The sequence below is a fragment of the Pseudogemmobacter sp. W21_MBD1_M6 genome (assembly GCF_052119585.1).
Classification (GTDB): domain Bacteria; phylum Pseudomonadota; class Alphaproteobacteria; order Rhodobacterales; family Rhodobacteraceae; genus JBGQOJ01.
Genome location: NZ_JBGQOJ010000013.1, coordinates 60,842 through 78,518 on the forward strand (window position 1 = coordinate 60,842; position 17,677 = coordinate 78,518).

The window sequence follows — 17,677 nt, forward strand, 5'->3', positions numbered from 1 at the left end:
CGCTTTATGGATGTGACCCGACGGCCATGGCCGCAACCTCTGCCCCTTTTTCCGGAATAGCAATCGCTGCAACATGGATGGTGCGTTGCAATGGCTGCGGAATTCCGGCTAGGTCAGGGCAACGCAAAGGGGTTAACATGCTTTCCTACCAACACAGCTATCACGCCGGAAACATGGCGGATGTCCACAAGCACGCGCTGCTGGCGTGGGTTCTGGATTATCTGACCCGAAAGGACAAACCGCTGTCCTATATCGAAACCCACGCGGGGCGCGGCCTGTATGATCTGACCGCCGAAGAGGCGTTGAAAACAGGCGAGGCGGCGCAGGGGATCAACCGCGCCGAGGGCTGGTTCGCCAAGGATCACCCCTATCTGCGGATGCTGTCGGAAACCCGCGCCGTGTTCGGGCCGGATGCCTATCCCGGCTCGCCCCTGATCGCGACTTTGGCGTTGCGGGCGGGCGACAGCCTTCAGTTGGCAGAGCTTCACCCGCAGGAAAACGCGGCACTGCGCGGCAATCTGGCGATGTATTCCGCCAAGGTGCACGACACCGACGGGTTCGCCATGGCGCAGGCCATCTGCCCGCCGACGCCGCGCCGTGGCCTGATGCTGATCGACCCGAGTTTCGAGGTAAAGGCGGATTACGACGCGATGCCGCGCTTTATCCAGACCATCCACCGCAAGTGGAATGTGGGCACGATTATCTTGTGGTATCCGATCCTGACCTCTGGTGCGCACCGTGTGATGGTCGCCGATCTGGAGAACATGGAGCTGAAGGACAGCTTTCGCCACGAGGTCACATTCGGCCCCGCCCGCGACGGCCACCGCATGACCGGAAGCGGTTTGTTCGTTGTCAACGCCCCCTACGGCATGCAGGATGAGGCAAAGCGCCTGACCAAGATGTTCGCCAAAGCCTGAAAGGACTGCCGATGCCCAAAGCCTATTGGATCGCCCATGTCGATGTGCGCGACGCGGCAGTCTACGACACATACCGCGCCGCCAATGCAGCCCCGTTTGCCAAATACGGTGCCAAATTCCTGATCCGGGCCGGTGCGCAACAGGTGCACGAAGGCGCGGCAAAGCCCCGCACTGTGGTCATCGAATTCGCCGATCTGGCCACGGCACAGGCCTGTTATGACAGCCCCGAATACAAGGCCGCGAAGGCGCTGCGCGATCCGGTGTCGGACGCGGATCTGGTGATTGTCGAAGGGTATGGCGACTGATCCCCGCCCCTGCTCCGCAAATATTTACCGGCGAAGGCCGTGAACCGTCTTTCCGCAGCCGCACCACCACTCTATATCTTTGGCCATGTTTGCAGATTTCCTGAAACGGCTGATCCAGCCGCAGCCCGCCCGCCTGAACGATATTGACGCCCGCCTTGCGCTGGCCGCCCTTCTGGTGCGCATCGCGCGATCGGACGGCGACTATGCCCCCGAGGAGGTCGGGCGGATCGACCGCATCCTGATGTCGCGATACGCCCTGTCGGCCTTCGAGGTGGTGTCACTGCGCAGAAATGCCGAAATACTGGAATCAGAGGCCCCCGATACCGTGCGGTTCACCCGCGCGATCAAGGACGCTGTGCCCTACGAGGACCGCGAAGGCGTGATCGAGGCGCTGTGGGATGTGGTGCTGGCCGACGGCGTGCGCGACACGGACGAAGACACACTGCTGCGCCTTGTGGCGAATCTGTTGGGGGTCAACGACCGCGACTCTGCGCTGGCGCGCCAAAGGGTCGAGGCAAAGCGCCCGTGATCGCCGCATTGCCGATGTACGACAGGGTCGAGACGGCAGCGGCAAACGACAGGTTCTGGGCGCTGATCCGCGACGCGCTGGGATACGGGCCTGCGGGCCTGACCCGCAGCGCTGATTTGCACGCCACATGGCTTTGCCCCGATCTGGTGCTGTCGCAGACCTGCGGCATGCCCTACCGAACCTTTCTGCATGGCAAGGTGTCGCGCATCGGCACGCCGGATTACGGCGTCGACGGGTGCCCGGCGGGCTACTACCACAGTGTGTTCATCAAGCGCGCCGATGATCCGCGCGACACGGTTGCCGAACTGGCCAACGCCCGGTTCGCCTATAACGACGCGGGGTCGCAATCGGGTTGGGCAGCCCCCTTTGCCCATGCGGCAGGCCTTGGGGTCACGCTAAGGACCACCATGCAGACCGGCGGGCATCGGGCATCCGCCCTGGCCGTTCATGAAAACCGTGCCGATTTCGCGGCGATCGACGCGGTGACATGGGCGATGATCCGGCGCTATGACGCCTATGCCAAAGACCTTGTGGTGTTTGACAGAACCACCCCCACCCCCGGCCTGCCCTATATTGCGGCCCTTGGCGCGAATACACAGGATCTGCGCCGCGCCATGGGTGCCGCAATCGACGCGCTTTCCCGCGAGGATCGCGACACGCTGTTGATAAAAGGGCTGGTGGCGATTCCCGATGACGCCTATCTGGCCGTTCCCAACCCGCCTGCGCCGTAATCTTTTGCCCGGAAATCGGGCGAAACTGTCGCGTTCCCTTGCGTCACCGGCGCTTTGAGCGTTGCAATTATGACTGTTTTACGACGTAATCCGGCGTGAACGGACCTAACAAAGACGAACAAGTGACTGCGAACACGCCCCCCGTCATCCAGATCAAGAACCTGCACAAGGCCTATGGGTCGTTAGAGGTGCTGAAAGGCGTCGACATCGCGGCAAAGCGCGGCGATGTGGTGTCGCTGATCGGGTCGTCGGGGTCCGGCAAGTCGACGCTGCTGCGGTGCTGCAACCTGTTGGAGGACAGCCAGCAGGGCGATATCCTGTTCGAGGGCGAGCCGATCACATGGCGCGGCAAAGGGCTGGACCGGCACCCCGCCGACAAGGCACAGGTGCTGCGGATCCGCACGAACCTGTCGATGGTGTTCCAGCAGTTCAACCTATGGGCGCATATGACCATCCTTCAGAACGTGATGGAGGCACCGGTGACGGTGCTGGGACAGGATCGCGCCGTGGTCGAAAAACGCGCCCGCGACCTGCTTGCCAAGGTCGGTATCGGCGACAAATGCGATGCCTTTCCCGCGATGCTGTCGGGTGGCCAGCAGCAACGCGCCGCCATTGCGCGTGCGCTGGCGATGGAACCCAAGGCCTTGTTGTTCGACGAGCCCACATCGGCCCTTGATCCAGAACTGGAGCAGGAAGTTGTGAAGGTTATCAAAGATCTGGCGAACGAGGGTCGGACCATGATCCTTGTGACCCATGACATGCGGCTGGCAGGCGACGTGTCCGATCACGTCGTATTCCTGCACCTCGGCAAGATCGAGGAGCAGGGCCCGCCGTCAGAGGTTTTCGGCAACCCGAAAACCGAAAGGCTGCAACAGTTCCTGAGCGCGACTGTCTCTGCCTAAGCAAAATAAAGCGTTCTATGATTGGGAGCTACCACGTGAAAAAACTGATTCTGGCGACAGCCCTTCTGGCCCTGACCGCGGGTGCATCGATGGCACAAACCGTGCGTCTTGGCACCGAGGGCGCCTACCCTCCGTACAACTTCATCAACGACAAGGGCGAAGTCGACGGATACGAGCGTGATCTGGGCGACGAGCTGTGCAAGCGCGCTGCGCTGACCTGCGAATGGGTCACCAACGACTGGGACAGCATTGTTCCAAACCTTGTCTCCGGCAACTATGACGTGATCATCGCGGGCATGTCGATCACCGACGAGCGTGATGCGGTCATCGACTTCACCCAGAACTACATCCCGCCTGCCGCCTCGGCCTATGCAGCACTTTCGGCTGATGTCGATGTCGCGGGTATCGTGGCTGCACAGGCCGCCACCATTCAGGCGGGCCATGTTGCAGAATCCGGCGCGACCTTGCTGGAATTCGCAACCCCTGACGAAACCGTCGCGGCGGTGCGCAACGGCGAGGCCGACGCTGTGTTCGCCGACAAGGATTTCCTTGCGCCAATCGTCGCTGAATCCGGCGGCGCGCTGTCGTTTGCCGGCACGGACGTGCAACTGGGCGGCGGCATCGGCCTTGGCCTGCGCGAGTCCGACGGCGAACTGAAGGGCAAACTGGACGCCGCCATCGGCGAGATGAAGGCGGACGGCTCGTTGAATGCGATGATCGTCAAATGGTTCGGCGCTGACGCCACCGTTTACTGATCAGGCAACGGGGCGGGGCCGAATGCGGTCCCGCCCCTCAGGCACCCATGTTCACCTATTGCACAGATCCCGCTGCCCTTGATGGCCTGACATGGCTTTCCTGTTATTTGACAACGGGAAAGCATATGGCGTTCTATTGGTCGTTCCTGACCGTTATGGCGCTGATGCTGGTCACCGCCCCCAGTGCGATGGTGCTGGGGTTTGGTGGCGCAATGGCGGCGCGGTCGCATATCGCTCCGCTGCGTTGGATCGGCAAAATCTATACCGCGATGGTGCGCGGCATTCCCGACATCGCGTTCTTCCTGTTTGTGCCGATCGCCATGGATCAAGGGTTCGAATACCTCCGCCACAAGGTGAAATGCCCCGACTGGGATCAGCCGATCCGGCAGGGCAGCGATTTCGTGGTCTGCGCGCAGGCGAAACTGCCGTTATCCTCGTCACCGCAATGGGTCCATGAATCCTATGGGTTTTTCCTTGCCGTGCTGGCATTTGCCATTGTGTTCGGCGCCTTTGCCGCCAACGTCCTGTCCGGCGCGATGCAGGCGGTTCCGCGCGGGCAGCTTGAAACAGCCGAGGCCTACGGCATGTCCCGCCGCCAGACATTCTGGCGGATCATGGTGCCGCAGATGTGGGTCTACGCCCTGCCCGGCCTATCGAACCTCTGGATGATCCTGATCAAGGCGACGCCGCTGCTGTTCCTGCTGGGCGTGCCCGATATTGTTTATTGGGCGAAAGAGTTGGGGGGATCTAAAACCTCGGCCTATGCCTACCCGCACCCGGACTGGCGGCTTTACTATTTCCTTGGGTTGCTGGTGTTTTATCTAAGCCTGACCAAGCTGAGCGAGGTCATTCTGGCCCGTTTGACCACCCGCCTGACCCTTGGGCAGGCCACGGTTGCCGGCGAAGCGCAGCGAAAGGCCCGCGCATGAGCTGCCTTCAGACCATCCAGGCCTATGGCCTAAGGTCCATCGGCATAGGCGAGCGGCTTTTGCCGCGATCGGATTTCGACCTTTGCCAGCAGTTCACGTTGATCGGGTCCGGCCTGATCTGGAACGTCTATTTCGGGATCATGGCGCTTGCCTTTGGGTTCATGTGCGCAATCGGGCTAGCCATGGCAAAGGCCAGCCCCCGCGCGTGGATGCGCAAACCGGCTGAATGGTTCATCTTTGTCTTTCGCGGATCACCGCTGTTCATCCAGTTCTTCCTTGCCTACGAAACCTTCGTCATGCTGCCCCGCGCCGGGGTCGAGATCAATCTGGGGCTGGTCGAACTGACGGTCCAGACCTCCTGGCTGACAAAGGCATGGGCAGGGGCGCTGATCGTTTTGTTCCTGAACACCTCTGCCTATTCCGCCGAGATTTTTTACGGCGCGCTGCGGTCGATCCCCAAGGGCGACGTCGAGGCGGCGGACGCATACGGCCTGACCGGCTGGACACGGTTCCGCAGGGTCATCTGGCCCACCATGCTGCGCCTGGCATGGCCCGCCTACACCAACGAGGCGATCTTTCTGTTCCACGCCACGACACTGGTGTTCTTTTCAGGCTTTCCCGCATGGCAGCAAAAGGGCGACGCCCTTTACTATGCCAGCTATTTCGCGGACAAGACATTCAACCCCTTCGTGGCATACCCGATCGTGGCCTTCTATTTCATTCTGGTGACACTGTGCATCATCACAGTTTTCGGGGCGATCAATTATCGCCTGAACCGTCACCTTCCCCAGGGCGCGCGCATGCGCCTCCGCATCCGACCACAGGTAATCAGATGAGCTCCTGGCTCCAAGACAACCCCGACGTAAGAACCATCCGTGTCGCCGCAGTGGACCTGAACGGTCAGGCCCGCGGAAAACGCATTCCGGCCCGTTTCGCCAGCAAAATCGAAGAGGACGGCACCCGCTTTCCGCTTTCGGTCATGAATCTGGATATCTGGGGCGAGGACATCGAGGACAGCCCGCTGGTGTTCGACAGCGGCGACCCCGATGGGGTTCTTCTGCCGACGGACCGCGGTTTTGTGCCAATGCCATGGCTGGACGCGCCGACGGCCTTGCTGCCCTTGTGGATGTATCACGAAGATGGCCGCCCGTTTGACGGCGACCCGCGCCATGCGTTGGCCCGCGTCGTGGACCGCTACAAGGCGCTTGGCCTGACGCCCGTCGTGGCAACCGAGATGGAGTTTTACCTGATCGACGACAGCGGCAAGAACCTGCGCGTGCCCCGCTCGCCGAAATCCGGCAAGCGCCGGACGGGGGCCGAGACGCTGGCGCTGCGGGCGCTTGATGCCTTTGACCAGTTCTTTACCGACCTTTACGACGCCTGCGAAGCCATGGATATTCCGGCAGATACCGCCATTTCCGAGGCGGGGCTGGGCCAGTTCGAGATCAATCTGGTGCATGTGCCCGATGCCCTGCGCGCCGCCGACGACGCCTATCTGTTCAAGATGCTGGTCAAGGGGCTGGCCCGCAAACACGGCTTTGCCGCCAGTTTCATGGCCAAACCCTACGAGGAATTCTCGGGCAACGGGATGCACACGCATTTTTCGGTGCTGGACCGCGACGACAACAACATCTTTGCCGATGGCACGGCGCAGGGCACCCCTGCCCTGCTGCACGCGATTGCCGGATGTATGGCTGCGATGCACGACAGCGCGCTGCTGTTCGCGCCCCACGCCAACAGCTACGAGCGGCTTGTTCCGGGCGCCCATGCGCCCACCGGCATCTGCTGGGCCTATGAAAACCGCACCGCCGCGATCCGCGTGCCGGGCGGCAGCCCCGCCGCGCGTCGCGTGGAGCACCGCGTGGCGGGCGGCGACATCAACCCCTATCTGATGCTGGCCGGTGTGCTTGGGGCTGCCCTGATCGGGATCGAGGACGGCCTGTTGCCGCCGCCGCCCATCACCGGCAACGCCTATAAGGCGGAACTGCCGCAACTGCCCGGCACATGGGCAGAGGCGATTGATGCCTTTGAGAAAAGCCCGGTCATCGCGCGGATTTTTCCGCCGATGATGATCGACAATCTGGTGCGGACCAAGCGGCAGGAAATGCACTATATGGCCGATCTCAGCGACGAAGAGCAGACAGAGCTTTACCTCGACACGGTCTGATCCGCAAAATCGACCCCCTTGCCGCGCGCGGCGGCGAGGGGTAGCATTTTGGCGACAACTCCTATTGGTGACCTATGAAAATCGGTATTTTACAGACCGGCCATGCTCCGGACGCGCTGCTGGAACCCTTCGGCGATTATGACCTCATGTTCAAAAAGCTTCTTGCCGGACAGGGGTTCACATTCGAGAACTACCGCGTTGTGGACATGGAATTCCCCGGCGGCCCCGACGCAGCCGACGGCTGGCTGATCACCGGATCACGCCACGGCGCCTACGAGGATCTGCCGTTTATCGCCCCGTTGATGGATCTGGTCCGCAACATCTATGCCGCGGCGATCCCCATGGTCGGCGTCTGTTTCGGCCACCAGATCATCGCACGGGCCTTGGGCGGCACGGTCGAAAAGTTCAAAGGCGGCTGGGCGGTTGGCCCGCAGACCTATGATATGAACGGCGAAAAGGTAACGCTGAATGCCTGGCATCAGGATCAGGTCACCGAACGACCCGCAGACGCGACGGTTGTGGGCCGCAACGATTTTTGCGAAAATGCTGCGCTGGTTTACGGCGACCGGGCCTTTACGGTGCAGGCCCATCCCGAATATGGCGCGGATTTCATCGAAGGGCTGATCAACACCCGCGGGCGCGGCGTCGTGCCCGACGCTCAGCTTGATCAGGCTCTTGCCGCACTGACCCCGGACGTGGACCAAGCCCGTCTTGTCCGGCAAATCTCGGACTTTTTCAAACAACCCCGCAAGGTGCCCCATGGCTGAATGGACAGACAAGCTTCCGATCCACGCGAAAAAGTTCATCGAAGGGCGGCGGCTGGACGAGGTTGAGTGCATCGTCGCAGACCTTTCGGGCATTGCCCGCGGCAAGGCGATGCCCGCAAACAAATTCAAGACACAGGCGCAGTTCTATCTTCCGAACTCGATCTTCATGCAGACCATCACCGGCGACTGGGCCGATTCAGCCAGCGACGGCTTTACCGAGCCGGACATGGTGCTGAAGCCCGATTTCAGCACCGCCAGCGCGGCACCATGGACCGCCGATGTCACGCTGCAAGTGATCCACGACGTGTTCGACCAGCAGGGAAAACCCGTGCCCGCCGCCCCGCGCAACGTGCTGAAACATGTGGTCGATCTTTACGCCGAACGCGGCTGGAAACCCATCGTCGCCCCCGAGATGGAGTTCTTTCTTGTCGCGCGCAACATCGACCCGAACCAGCCGATCGAGCCGCCCATGGGCCGCTCTGGCCGACGCGCCGCCGCACGACAGGCCTATTCCATGTCGGCGGTCGATGAATACGGCCCCGTAATCGACGACATCTATGATTTCGCCGAGGCGCAGGGCCTGGAAATCGACGGCATCCTGCAGGAAGGCGGTGCCGGACAGGTCGAATTGAACCTGCGCCACGGTGATCCGGTCAAGCTTGCCGACGAGATCTTTTTCTTCAAGCGCCTGATCCGCGAGGCCGCCCTGCGTCAGGACTGTTTCGCAACCTTCATGGCCAAGCCCATTCAGGACGAACCGGGCAGCGCGATGCATATCCATCATTCCGTGGTGGACCTGAAAACCGGGCTGAACATCTTCTCGAACGCCGATGGGTCGGAAACCGATGCCTTTATGCATTTCATCGCCGGCATGCAGAACCACATGCCCAGCGTGATCGCGGTTCTGGCCCCCTATGTGAACAGCTATCGCCGCTATGTCCGCGACTTTGCCGCCCCGATCAACCTTGAATGGGGCCGCGACAACCGCACAACCGGCATCCGCGTTCCAATTTCCGAACCCGAAGGCCGCCGTGTGGAAAACCGGCTGCCTGGGATGGATGTGAACCCCTATCTGGGCATCGCGGCGTCACTTGCCTGCGGGTATCTGGGGCTGATCGAGGGCAAGATGCCCCGCCCACAATTCACCGGCGACGCCTATGCGTCCGGTGCCGACATTCCCGGCACATTGGCCGACGCGCTGGACCTGTTCGAAGAGGCGACCGATATGCAGCAGGTTCTGCATCCCGATTTCTGCAGCGCCTATGCCGCCGTGAAACGCCTTGAAAACAACGCCTTCCTGCAAGTCATCAGCCCGTGGGAACGGGAACATCTGTTGATGAACGTATGAACCTGCTGCACGCCAACGACCGCCCCGGCGCCTATCCCGCCAGCTGGTACGCGGCGACGGCCATCGACCATGCGCCCTACCCCGCCCTGAAGGGCGAGGAGACGGCGGATGTCTGCGTGATCGGCGCGGGCTACACTGGGCTTTCGGCCGCGCTTCATCTGGCGCAGCGCGGCTACCGCGTTATCGTGGTCGAGGCGCAGCGGGTCGGCTTTGGCGCATCGGGGCGCAATGGTGGGCAGGTCGGCAGCGGGCAACGTCTGGAACAAGACGCGCTGGAAAAGATGGTAGGCAAGGACGACGCCCGCCGCCTGTGGGGTCTGGCAGAGGACGCCAAGGCGCTGGTTCAATCGCTGATCACCGATCACACCATCGACTGCGGCTATAAACCGGGCGTCGCCCATGCCGACTGGACCGCGAAACAGGTGGCGCACAGTCATGCCTATGCCGAGAAATTGCACCGCGACTATGGCTATGACCTGATCGAGACACTGGACCGCGACGCGATGCAGGCGCTTGTCGGCAGCCGCGCCTATCAGGGCGGGGTGCTTGATAGGGGCGCGGGGCACCTGCATCCGCTGAACTTTGCCCTTGGGCTGGCCCACGCCGCGACCGGGGCCGGGGCACAGATCTACGAGCGGTCAGAGGTGCACCATATCGACGAGGGCGCGACCTTGACCATCCGCACACAGAACGGACAGGTCAAGGCCGCCCATGTCGTGCTGGCCTGCAACGGCTATCTTGGCGGGCTGAACCGCAAGGTGGCGGCGCGGGTCATGCCGATCAACAACTTCATCATCGCGACAGAGCCGTTGGGCGAGCGTGCGTCAGGCATCATCGCGCGCGATGTGGCGGTGGCCGACAGCAAATTCGTGGTGAACTACTTTCGGCTGTCCGCCGATAAGCGCCTGCTGTTCGGTGGCGGTGAAACCTATGGATACCGCTTTCCATCCGACATCCGCGCCACGGTGCGCAAACCCATGCTAGAGGTCTTTCCGCAGCTGGCCGATGCCCGCATCGACCATGCCTGGGGCGGCACACTTGCGATCACGATCAACCGCATGGCCTGTTTCCTGCGGCCCGCGCCCAACATCCTGTCCGCCTCGGGGTATTCGGGGCATGGCGTTGCGCTGGCCACGCTTGCGGGGCAGGTCATCGCCGAGGCGGTTGCCGGACAATCCGAACGCTTCGACGTTCTGGCCCGCGTGAAAACGCCCGCCTTTCCGGGCGGCACCGCATTGCGCAACCCGCTGCTGGCGCTGGCAATGACATGGTATAGCCTGCGCGACCGGATCGGCATATAGCCGCCGTCCCCAAAGGTCCGTATGGAAACTGTTACAATTTTCGTTTACGGTTTTTCTGAAATCTACTTTCAGGAAAGACGAAAACATGGCTCTTGCCCCGAACGTCTATGACGCAGAACCAATCCCCGAAGCTGCCCGCGCAGAGATCGACCGTTTGCTCGCCAGCGGCGATCTGTTCCGCTACACCAGCCCCGAAGCGGCCCCCGTCGCCCTGCTAGAGGCCGAATTCGCCGCGTTCATGGGGGCGAAATACGCGCTTGCCGTGTCATCGTGCTCTGCCGCGCTGTTCCTGTCGCTCAAGGCGCTTGGCCTGCCGCACGACGCCCGCGTCCTGATCCCCGCGTTCACCTTTGCCGCTGTGCCCTCTGCGGTGGTCCATGCCGAATGCGTGCCCGTTCTGGTCGAGGTTGCCAGCAACTATCGCATCGACATGGCCGATTTCGAGGCCAAGCTGGATGACAGCATCAGTGCCGTCCTGATCAGCCACATGCGCGGTCATACATCTGACATGGACAGGGTCATGTCACTGGCCAATGCCCGCGGCATTCCCGTGATCGAGGATGCGGCGCATTCGCTGGGAACCCTGTGGAACGGCAGAAAAATCGGCACGATTGGCAAGATCGGCTGTTTCTCGTTCCAGTCCTACAAATTGATCAACGCGGGCGAAGGCGGCATTTTGGTGACCGACGACGCCGAACTGGTCGCCAAGGCCGTCATCATGTCCGGCGCATACGAGCATAACTGGCAAAAGCACGATGTGCTGGCCGCACCCTTTGCCGAATGGCAGAACCGGTTGCCGCTGTATAACTTGCGGATGCAAAACCTGAGCGCCGCCGTGATCCGCCCGCAAATTCCAGAGGTCGCGCGCCGGGTGTCGGATGGCCGCGCCAACCACGATTATGTGGCGGACCGGCTGAACACATCGACCTGGATCACCGTTCCGGACGCCCTGCCGCAAGAACTGCGCGCCCCGGATTCGATCCAGTTCAATCTGGATGGCCTGTCAGAGGCGGACGCCCGCGCCTTTGCCAAAGTGGCCGCCGCAAACGGCGTAAAGGTGCAGATTTTCGGCCTGAGCGCCGACAACGCGCGCGCCTTCTGGAACTGGCAGTTTCTGGGCGACCTGCCGGAATTGCCCCAAACCCGCGCGATGCTGATGCGGGCCTGTGACGTTCGCCTGCCCGCACGGTTGCAAAAGGCCGACCTCGACTTTATCGCAAACGCGCTGATTGCGGCGGCGGATCAGGTCATGGGCGAAACCCGCGCCGTGGCCTGACACCGGCCTGCATTCAGGCGCATCCCTGCGCAGAAAGTTGCGATGCCGACGAACACGGTTGTCAAAGCCCGCTAAACAGGCAAAGTCGCCTAAGAATTGTGATGCGGGGCAAAGACAATGTTCAAACGAACCAACGGCAGAGAGGCCTATCTGGTCATTCTGATTGCCGTTCAGGCCGCCTGTGCCGCGTTTTTCGTCTATGATGTGATCAAGGACATTCTGGAAGGCCACAGCGCGTCGGTCTTTTACCTGTTCATGGAAACGCTGGCGACACTGTCCCTGATCTCTGCGGCGGCGCTGGAGGCGCGGATGCTAAGGCGTCTGTTGATCGACAGGTCCGAAACCGCCCGCAGCATGAAAATCGCGCGGGGCGAGATGCAGAACGTGATCGACAGCTATTTCCGCGACTGGGCATTGACCCCCGCCGAGGCGGATGTGGCCGCCCTGACAATCAAGGGCTGTTCAATCACCGAAATCGCCGAAATGCGCGGGTCGCGGGACGGAACGGTCAAGACACAGCTGAACGCGATCTATCGCAAGGCGGGTGTCACGGGCCGAACGCAGCTTGCCACCATGCTGATCGACGATCTGATGGGCACGCCGCTGGTCCCGAATACTGGAAATGAGGCCTGACGCGGGCGGCGCCGCTTTCGGGCGATGCCTTGCCAATTGACCGGACCGATCCCCGCCAAAGCAGGCAAGCCCCCCTGCCCGCAGCGCGACGCGCCCCGGCACAACGGATATCATCACATACCAAAATATTTAAAGTTTCTAAAAATCAATATTTTGCATGGCGTCTCGCGTCAAAAAACGCACTGATCCGTCTGCGTCGTTCCTACGGTGATGCATCGACATAGTCCTGCGTATCACTCGGGTTACAGGCCCGTCATCCTTCAGTACAGACATACTGCCCTAAACCTCTGGCCTTTAGCACAGCGTCGAAATCCGCGGCTAGGGATTGGCCGTCGTAGGCGCGGTGCCGACGGTCACTCCCTCGTTAATCAAAGGACTTGCACCATGAAAAAGATCATCCTCTCGGCCCTGTTTGCCGCCCTCGCAGCCCCCGTTTTCGCCGAACCCGCCTGCTCTCGCGGCGAGGCGCTGAAACCGATGGGAAGCGGTCAAATCCTTCGAGGATCAGGGCGGAGCGGTCATCGCGGTCATGATCAACTCGGGTGGATGCTACGAAGTTTACGGCACGCTGAACGACACCAAACTGGAGTGTTCTTTGACCCGAACACCGGTGTTTAGATTGAGCGTATCGAAGCCTAAGCAACATAAAAAAGGGAGGCGCATCATGAAAACAGCTGCACAAATATCCAATACGCCCCACGTATCCGGGTCTGGGACGCAGGGGTACGCCTTTTTCACTGGTCAATGGTCGCGCTGTTCGCATCGGCCTATGTCATCGACACCCCGCGCGACCTGCACAGATATCTTGGATATGTGGTGGTCGGGCTGATCGGGGTTTCGGTTGATCTGCGGATTCATCCGCAGCAAACACGCCCGTTTCGCCGACTTTGTGTCCGACCCACGCCGCCTGCTGGGCTATCTTCGCGATATGCTGACCGGGCGCGAGGCGCGCTATCTGGGCCGTAATCCGGCGGGCGGCGCGATGATCATCGCCCTTCTGACAACGCTCGCCTCGATCGGGGCGACCGGATATATGATGGGCATGGATGCCTATTTCGGCGTCGAATCGGTCGAAAATTCACATAAAACGCTGGTCAACTGTGCGCTGGCGCTGATTACGTTGCATGTTTCGGGCGTCGTCTTTTCCAGCCTGCGGCACCGCGAAATTCTGGTTGTGTCAATGATAATGAGCGACTGAAGGCCCTACATCAGCTTTAGCGTCTCTCCCAGCCACGGCATACGCGCCAGGCCGGGGGCGACGATCATTTCCTGCAACAACCCGCGCAACTGAACGGCGGTTCGGGCGGGAATGTCCTTCAGCACCCCGCGCCGCGCGGTCAGGGAAATCGTGCGCGACAACGGCGCGAAGGGAAGCGGCAGCACATCGGCCATATCGCGGAACCGTTGCGCCCGCAGAAAGCCAAGCGGAGTAAGGATCGTCCAGCCCGCACCACTCGCCACCATCGCCATGATCGCGTGATAGCTGTCCAACTCGAACCGGTGTGCAAGCGTCAGGTTTTGCCGCGCCAGATGCGACGCGATCTGCCGACCCATATGATGGCGCTGGGTATACTGGATCAACGGCAACGCCTGCAATTGCGCCAGAACATCGCCGCCCGCATCCATCATTCCCTTGGGCACCGCCGCGACATAGGGCTCCGACAACAGCGGATGCACTTCCATCCAATCGGCCTCTGCCCCCATGTCGGCGGCGACGATCACGTCAAGCGCACGGCTGTCCAGAAGGTCGAACAGGCGGTGACTGGGGCCGGTTTCCAGCAAAAACTGGCATCCCGTCAGCTCGCTGGCCATATCCGACAACAGGCGCGGCGTCACATCGGCGTCGAAATCCTCGATCATGCCCAGCCTGAACCGCGTTAAACGGGTCAAATCCTGCATCGCCAGTTCGGCCCGCGCCACTGCGGCCTCGTTCAGGATCACATGCGCCCGGGAACGGAACATCTCGCCCGCGGGGGTCAGGGTCACGGGCCGTTCATTGCGGTGCAAAAGATCAACGCCAAGGGCGGCCTCGAGGTTGGTCAATTGTTGGCTGACGGCCGAGGGGCTTGCCCCCAGCCTGCGCGCCGCAGCGGAAATCGCGCCCTCTTCGGCGGTGGCCACGAACACCTCCATGCCCCAAAGGGTAATCCGTCCCGGTGTCTCGACCATCTGGTTGCCCTTTTCGGCTTCGGCTTGTCCCACGCTAGGGCCAACGTCCGGCTGGTGCAACGCAGAGACGGCAAAGTGCCGGATTTTAGCGGCGCTTTCCGGGCAGAATGAGCGAGGCGACGCACATTCTGGCAATCCACCCGACAGCTTGATTGAACCCCGTCGCACGCCGCGATACGCTCGGGCAAATGCTCTTATACAAAGGACGCAGATCATGCGTGACAATACACCCAACAGCTGGGAATCCCGCGCTGACGCAAACTCTTTCTACGGCTTCACCGATCTGCCCTCGGTCCACGAGCGCGGCGAGATCGTTCTGACCCATGGCGAAGGCCCCTATGTTTTCGACGTCCACGGGCGCAAGTTTCTCGACAGCAACTCGGGCCTTTGGAACATGGTCGCCGGCTTTGACCACAAGGGAATGGCCGATGCGGCCAAGGCGCAATACGACCGGTTTCCGGGGTACCACTCGTTCTTCGGGCGGATGTCCGACCAGACCGTGATGCTATCCGAAAAGCTGGTGGAGGTGTCCCCCTATGATCGCGCCAAGGTGTTCTACACCAACTCGGGGTCCGAGGCGAACGACACGATGGTCAAGATGCTATGGTTCCTCGGCAGGTCCGAAGGCAAGCCGGAGCGCCGCAAGATACTGACCCGCATCAACGGCTATCACGGGGTGACGGCGGTGTCCGCGTCGATGACGGGCAAGCCCTATAACTCGGTTTTCGGGCTGCCACTGCCCGGCTTTATCCACCTGACCTGCCCGCATTATTGGCGCAATGGCAAGGATGGCGAGACAGAGGCGCAGTTCACCGCCCGCATGGCAGCAGAGCTGGAGGCGACCATTCTGGAAGAAGGCGCCGACACAATCGCCGGTTTCTTTGCCGAACCCGTCATGGGCGCGGGCGGAGTTATTCCGCCGTCAGCAGGGTATTTCCAGGCGATCCAGCCGGTGCTGAAAAAATACGGCATCCCGCTGATCGCTGACGAGGTGATCTGTGGCTTTGGCCGGACCGGAGAGATGTGGGGCTCTGTCACCTATGATTTCGTGCCGGATGCCATCATCAGCTCCAAAAACCTGACTGCGGGATATTTCCCGATGGGTGCCGTTATTCTGGGGCCGGACCTGGCCGACCGCCTGCAAGCCACGTCGGAAGAGATCGAAGAGTTTCCGCATGGCTATACCGCGTCGGGCCACCCTGTCGGTTGCGCCATCGCGCTGGCCGCGATTGAATTGATCACCAAGGGCGGCCTGATGGAGAACGTCCGCGCCCTGACACCGAAGTTCGAGGCCGGTCTGGCCTATCTGGCGCAGAACAACAACATCGGAGAGGCGCGCGGCAAGGGCCTGATGGGCGCATTGGAGGCGGTCCGTGACAAGGACACGAAGACCCCGTTCGACGGGTCTTTGTCCGTGTCAGAGCGGATTGCGAACACCTGCACCGACCACGGGCTGATCTGCCGCCCGCTGGGTCAGGCCATTGTGCTATGCCCGGCGTTCATCATGACAGAGCCACAGATGGACGAGATGTTCGAAAAGCTGGAAACCTCGATCAAGAAGGTCTTTGCAGAACTGGCCTAAGGCCCGAAACGCCGCCCCCTGCGATACCGCCGGGGGGCGTGCGGTTCTACTTTTTCAGCCTGGACAGTTTGTCCTGCAATTCGGCCAGTTGTCTTTTGATGTCATCAAGGTCACCGCCGTCCGGCGCAGTGCCTTCGCCCTCGTCCGTGGGTGCGGTCGAGCCGGGCCAAGTGTTTCCCAGCCCGCCGGTCATCGCCTTGACGAAGGCCTCTTGCTGGCGCTGCATCGCCTCGAAACCGGGCATCTTCGACATCGGGTTCGGAACCTTGGTGATGTTTTCCATCATCTTGGACTGGCCATCGCGCAGCATGTCAAAGGACATTGCCAGAAACTGCGGCACAACGCTGTTGGCCTGCGTGGTGTAGCTGCGCACAAGATCGGTCAGCACGGCAAGCGGCAGAACGCTTTCGCCCTTGCTTTCGTGTTCCGCGATGATCTGAAGAAAATACTGGCGCGTCAGGTCATCGCCGCTTTTCAGATCGACAATCTGGACTTCGCGCCCGGCGCGGATGAATTTGGCGATGTCTTCAAGCGTAACGTAATCGCTTGTTTCGGTGTTGTACAAACGGCGACTGGCATAGCGTTTTATCAAGAGTGGTTTGTTGCTTTCAGCCACGGGAGTCTTCCTTTTTGCAGCGCAGAATAAAAGCCTAAGCCACCGCAGAACAAAAAGAAAGGGCAGGCTGAAACAGCCTGCCCTTCTGCGACACGTGATGGGAGGATCCCGATGTCAAATCATCTTATTTCGCAGCGGCTTTTGTCGCGGCCGAGGTCACATCGGAAGTCACTTTCTTGACAGCCGCAGTGGTCTCTTCGTTGATGTTCTTGCCAGCAGCCAGCATCAGTTCCACAGTTTCCATCTGGAATTTTTTCGCAACTTCAGCGAATGCGGCCATGTGCTCGGACGCTGCTTCGGACGCGGTTGTCGCGAAATCGGTGAATGCTTTTGCGTAGTCTGTCGGCTCTGCCTTGGCAGCGGTCACAGCGGCGAATTTCGCCAGCGTGTCTTTTGTCCACTTGGTGGACAGTTCTGCGGATTTCTCAGCGGCTTCGATCCCGACCTTCGACATTTTTTCGGCCAGAGTTGCCTGGGTTTTGAATGTGCCTTGCAGTGCGGACATATCAACCGGGAATGCGCCCATCATGTCTTTCATGATCGCAGTGTAATCTTGTGTCTTAGTCATGTGATTGATCCTAATACTGTGGGCGAAGGCCCGTGGGTTCTTGCCCGTCAATATACATACTGCGGTGCAGCATTTCAAGGAAATTTGCTGCGCTGCGGCGTGAACATTTGATGACAAAATGACGCTAGGTTAAGCCCTTAAATTTGCACCCGAAATTTCACAGGCGCCAACGCCGCCCAGGA

At 60.9% G+C, this 17,677-nt stretch carries 20 protein-coding genes; 17 read left to right on the plus strand and 3 right to left on the minus strand.

What is annotated here, in order from left to right:
• Window positions 1-137: 137 nt before the first annotated feature.
• From ACEN2R_RS13595 to ACEN2R_RS13670, 16 genes are all read left to right on the plus strand, one after another.
• Window positions 138-917, plus strand: coding sequence for a 23S rRNA (adenine(2030)-N(6))-methyltransferase RlmJ (locus ACEN2R_RS13595; protein ID WP_442043084.1), 780 nt, complete (start codon window positions 138-140; stop codon window positions 915-917).
• 11 nt (window positions 918-928) lie between these two features.
• The gene (locus ACEN2R_RS13600) at window positions 929-1,222 is read left to right on the plus strand and encodes a DUF1330 domain-containing protein (RefSeq protein WP_442043086.1); all 294 of its coding nucleotides are present in this window, start codon (window positions 929-931) and stop codon (window positions 1,220-1,222) included.
• Window positions 1,223-1,307: 85 nt separating this feature from the next.
• Window positions 1,308-1,751, plus strand: a complete 444-nt coding sequence (locus ACEN2R_RS13605) for a TerB family tellurite resistance protein (RefSeq protein ID WP_442043088.1) — start codon at window positions 1,308-1,310, stop codon at window positions 1,749-1,751.
• Entirely contained in the window at window positions 1,748-2,482 is a 735-nt protein-coding gene (locus tag ACEN2R_RS13610; RefSeq protein WP_442043090.1) for a phosphate/phosphite/phosphonate ABC transporter substrate-binding protein, read from the plus strand. Before ACEN2R_RS13605 ends, ACEN2R_RS13610 begins: the two co-directional genes overlap by 4 nt.
• Window positions 2,483-2,604: 122 nt before the next feature.
• Complete coding sequence (locus ACEN2R_RS13615) at window positions 2,605-3,384, plus strand: ABC transporter ATP-binding protein (protein WP_442043092.1); 780 nt, start codon at window positions 2,605-2,607, stop codon at window positions 3,382-3,384.
• Between the two features lie 35 nt (window positions 3,385-3,419).
• Window positions 3,420-4,139: a transporter substrate-binding domain-containing protein gene (locus ACEN2R_RS13620; protein ID WP_442043094.1), complete on the plus strand. Its 720-nt coding sequence runs from the start codon at window positions 3,420-3,422 to the stop codon at window positions 4,137-4,139.
• Between the two features lie 47 nt (window positions 4,140-4,186).
• Window positions 4,187-5,068, plus strand: a complete 882-nt coding sequence (locus tag ACEN2R_RS13625; RefSeq protein WP_442043096.1) for an ABC transporter permease — start codon at window positions 4,187-4,189, stop codon at window positions 5,066-5,068.
• Window positions 5,065-5,904, plus strand: coding sequence for an ABC transporter permease (locus ACEN2R_RS13630; RefSeq protein WP_442043098.1), 840 nt, complete (start codon window positions 5,065-5,067; stop codon window positions 5,902-5,904). Before ACEN2R_RS13625 ends, ACEN2R_RS13630 begins: the two co-directional genes overlap by 4 nt.
• The gene (locus ACEN2R_RS13635; RefSeq protein ID WP_442043100.1) at window positions 5,901-7,235 is read left to right on the plus strand and encodes a glutamine synthetase family protein; all 1,335 of its coding nucleotides are present in this window, start codon (window positions 5,901-5,903) and stop codon (window positions 7,233-7,235) included. Before ACEN2R_RS13630 ends, ACEN2R_RS13635 begins: the two co-directional genes overlap by 4 nt.
• A gap of 74 nt (window positions 7,236-7,309) precedes the next feature.
• Window positions 7,310-8,002 carry a type 1 glutamine amidotransferase gene (locus tag ACEN2R_RS13640; RefSeq protein WP_442043102.1) on the plus strand — a complete coding sequence of 231 codons (693 nt, stop codon included), beginning with the start codon at window positions 7,310-7,312 and terminating at the stop codon, window positions 8,000-8,002.
• A complete protein-coding gene (locus tag ACEN2R_RS13645; RefSeq protein WP_442043104.1) occupies window positions 7,995-9,350 on the plus strand; it encodes a glutamine synthetase family protein in 1,356 nt (451 codons plus the stop codon). Before ACEN2R_RS13640 ends, ACEN2R_RS13645 begins: the two co-directional genes overlap by 8 nt.
• Window positions 9,347-10,651 carry an NAD(P)/FAD-dependent oxidoreductase gene (locus ACEN2R_RS13650; RefSeq protein WP_442043106.1) on the plus strand — a complete coding sequence of 435 codons (1,305 nt, stop codon included), beginning with the start codon at window positions 9,347-9,349 and terminating at the stop codon, window positions 10,649-10,651. The genes ACEN2R_RS13645 and ACEN2R_RS13650 overlap by 4 nt, the downstream gene beginning before the upstream one ends.
• Window positions 10,652-10,736: 85 nt before the next feature.
• Entirely contained in the window at window positions 10,737-11,927 is a 1,191-nt protein-coding gene (locus ACEN2R_RS13655; RefSeq protein WP_442043108.1) for a DegT/DnrJ/EryC1/StrS family aminotransferase, read from the plus strand.
• A gap of 117 nt (window positions 11,928-12,044) precedes the next feature.
• On the plus strand, window positions 12,045-12,560 hold the full coding sequence (locus ACEN2R_RS13660) for a helix-turn-helix transcriptional regulator (protein WP_442043110.1): 516 nt from the start codon (window positions 12,045-12,047) through the stop codon (window positions 12,558-12,560).
• Window positions 12,561-12,944: 384 nt separating this feature from the next.
• Window positions 12,945-13,178: a hypothetical protein gene (locus ACEN2R_RS13665; RefSeq protein WP_442043112.1), complete on the plus strand. Its 234-nt coding sequence runs from the start codon at window positions 12,945-12,947 to the stop codon at window positions 13,176-13,178.
• Window positions 13,179-13,401: 223 nt separating this feature from the next.
• Window positions 13,402-13,758, plus strand: coding sequence for a cytochrome b/b6 domain-containing protein (locus ACEN2R_RS13670; protein WP_442043114.1), 357 nt, complete (start codon window positions 13,402-13,404; stop codon window positions 13,756-13,758).
• A gap of 5 nt (window positions 13,759-13,763) precedes the next feature.
• Here the strand turns inward: ACEN2R_RS13670 and ACEN2R_RS13675 are convergent, their stop codons facing one another.
• A complete protein-coding gene (locus ACEN2R_RS13675; RefSeq protein ID WP_442043116.1) occupies window positions 13,764-14,729 on the minus strand; it encodes a LysR family transcriptional regulator in 966 nt (321 codons plus the stop codon).
• Window positions 14,730-14,943: 214 nt separating this feature from the next.
• Here ACEN2R_RS13675 and ACEN2R_RS13680 point away from each other — a divergent pair, with 214 nt between their 5' ends.
• Window positions 14,944-16,311: an aminotransferase gene (locus ACEN2R_RS13680; RefSeq protein WP_442043118.1), complete on the plus strand. Its 1,368-nt coding sequence runs from the start codon at window positions 14,944-14,946 to the stop codon at window positions 16,309-16,311.
• 46 nt (window positions 16,312-16,357) lie between these two features.
• Here ACEN2R_RS13680 and phaR read toward each other — a convergent pair whose 3' ends face one another.
• Together phaR and ACEN2R_RS13690 are read right to left on the minus strand one after the other, a co-directional pair.
• Window positions 16,358-16,927, minus strand: coding sequence for a polyhydroxyalkanoate synthesis repressor PhaR (gene phaR, locus ACEN2R_RS13685; protein ID WP_442043120.1), 570 nt, complete (start codon window positions 16,925-16,927; stop codon window positions 16,358-16,360).
• A gap of 124 nt (window positions 16,928-17,051) precedes the next feature.
• Window positions 17,052-17,495: a phasin, PhaP gene (locus ACEN2R_RS13690; RefSeq protein WP_442043122.1), complete on the minus strand. Its 444-nt coding sequence runs from the start codon at window positions 17,493-17,495 to the stop codon at window positions 17,052-17,054.
• Between the last annotated feature and the right edge of the window lie 182 nt (window positions 17,496-17,677).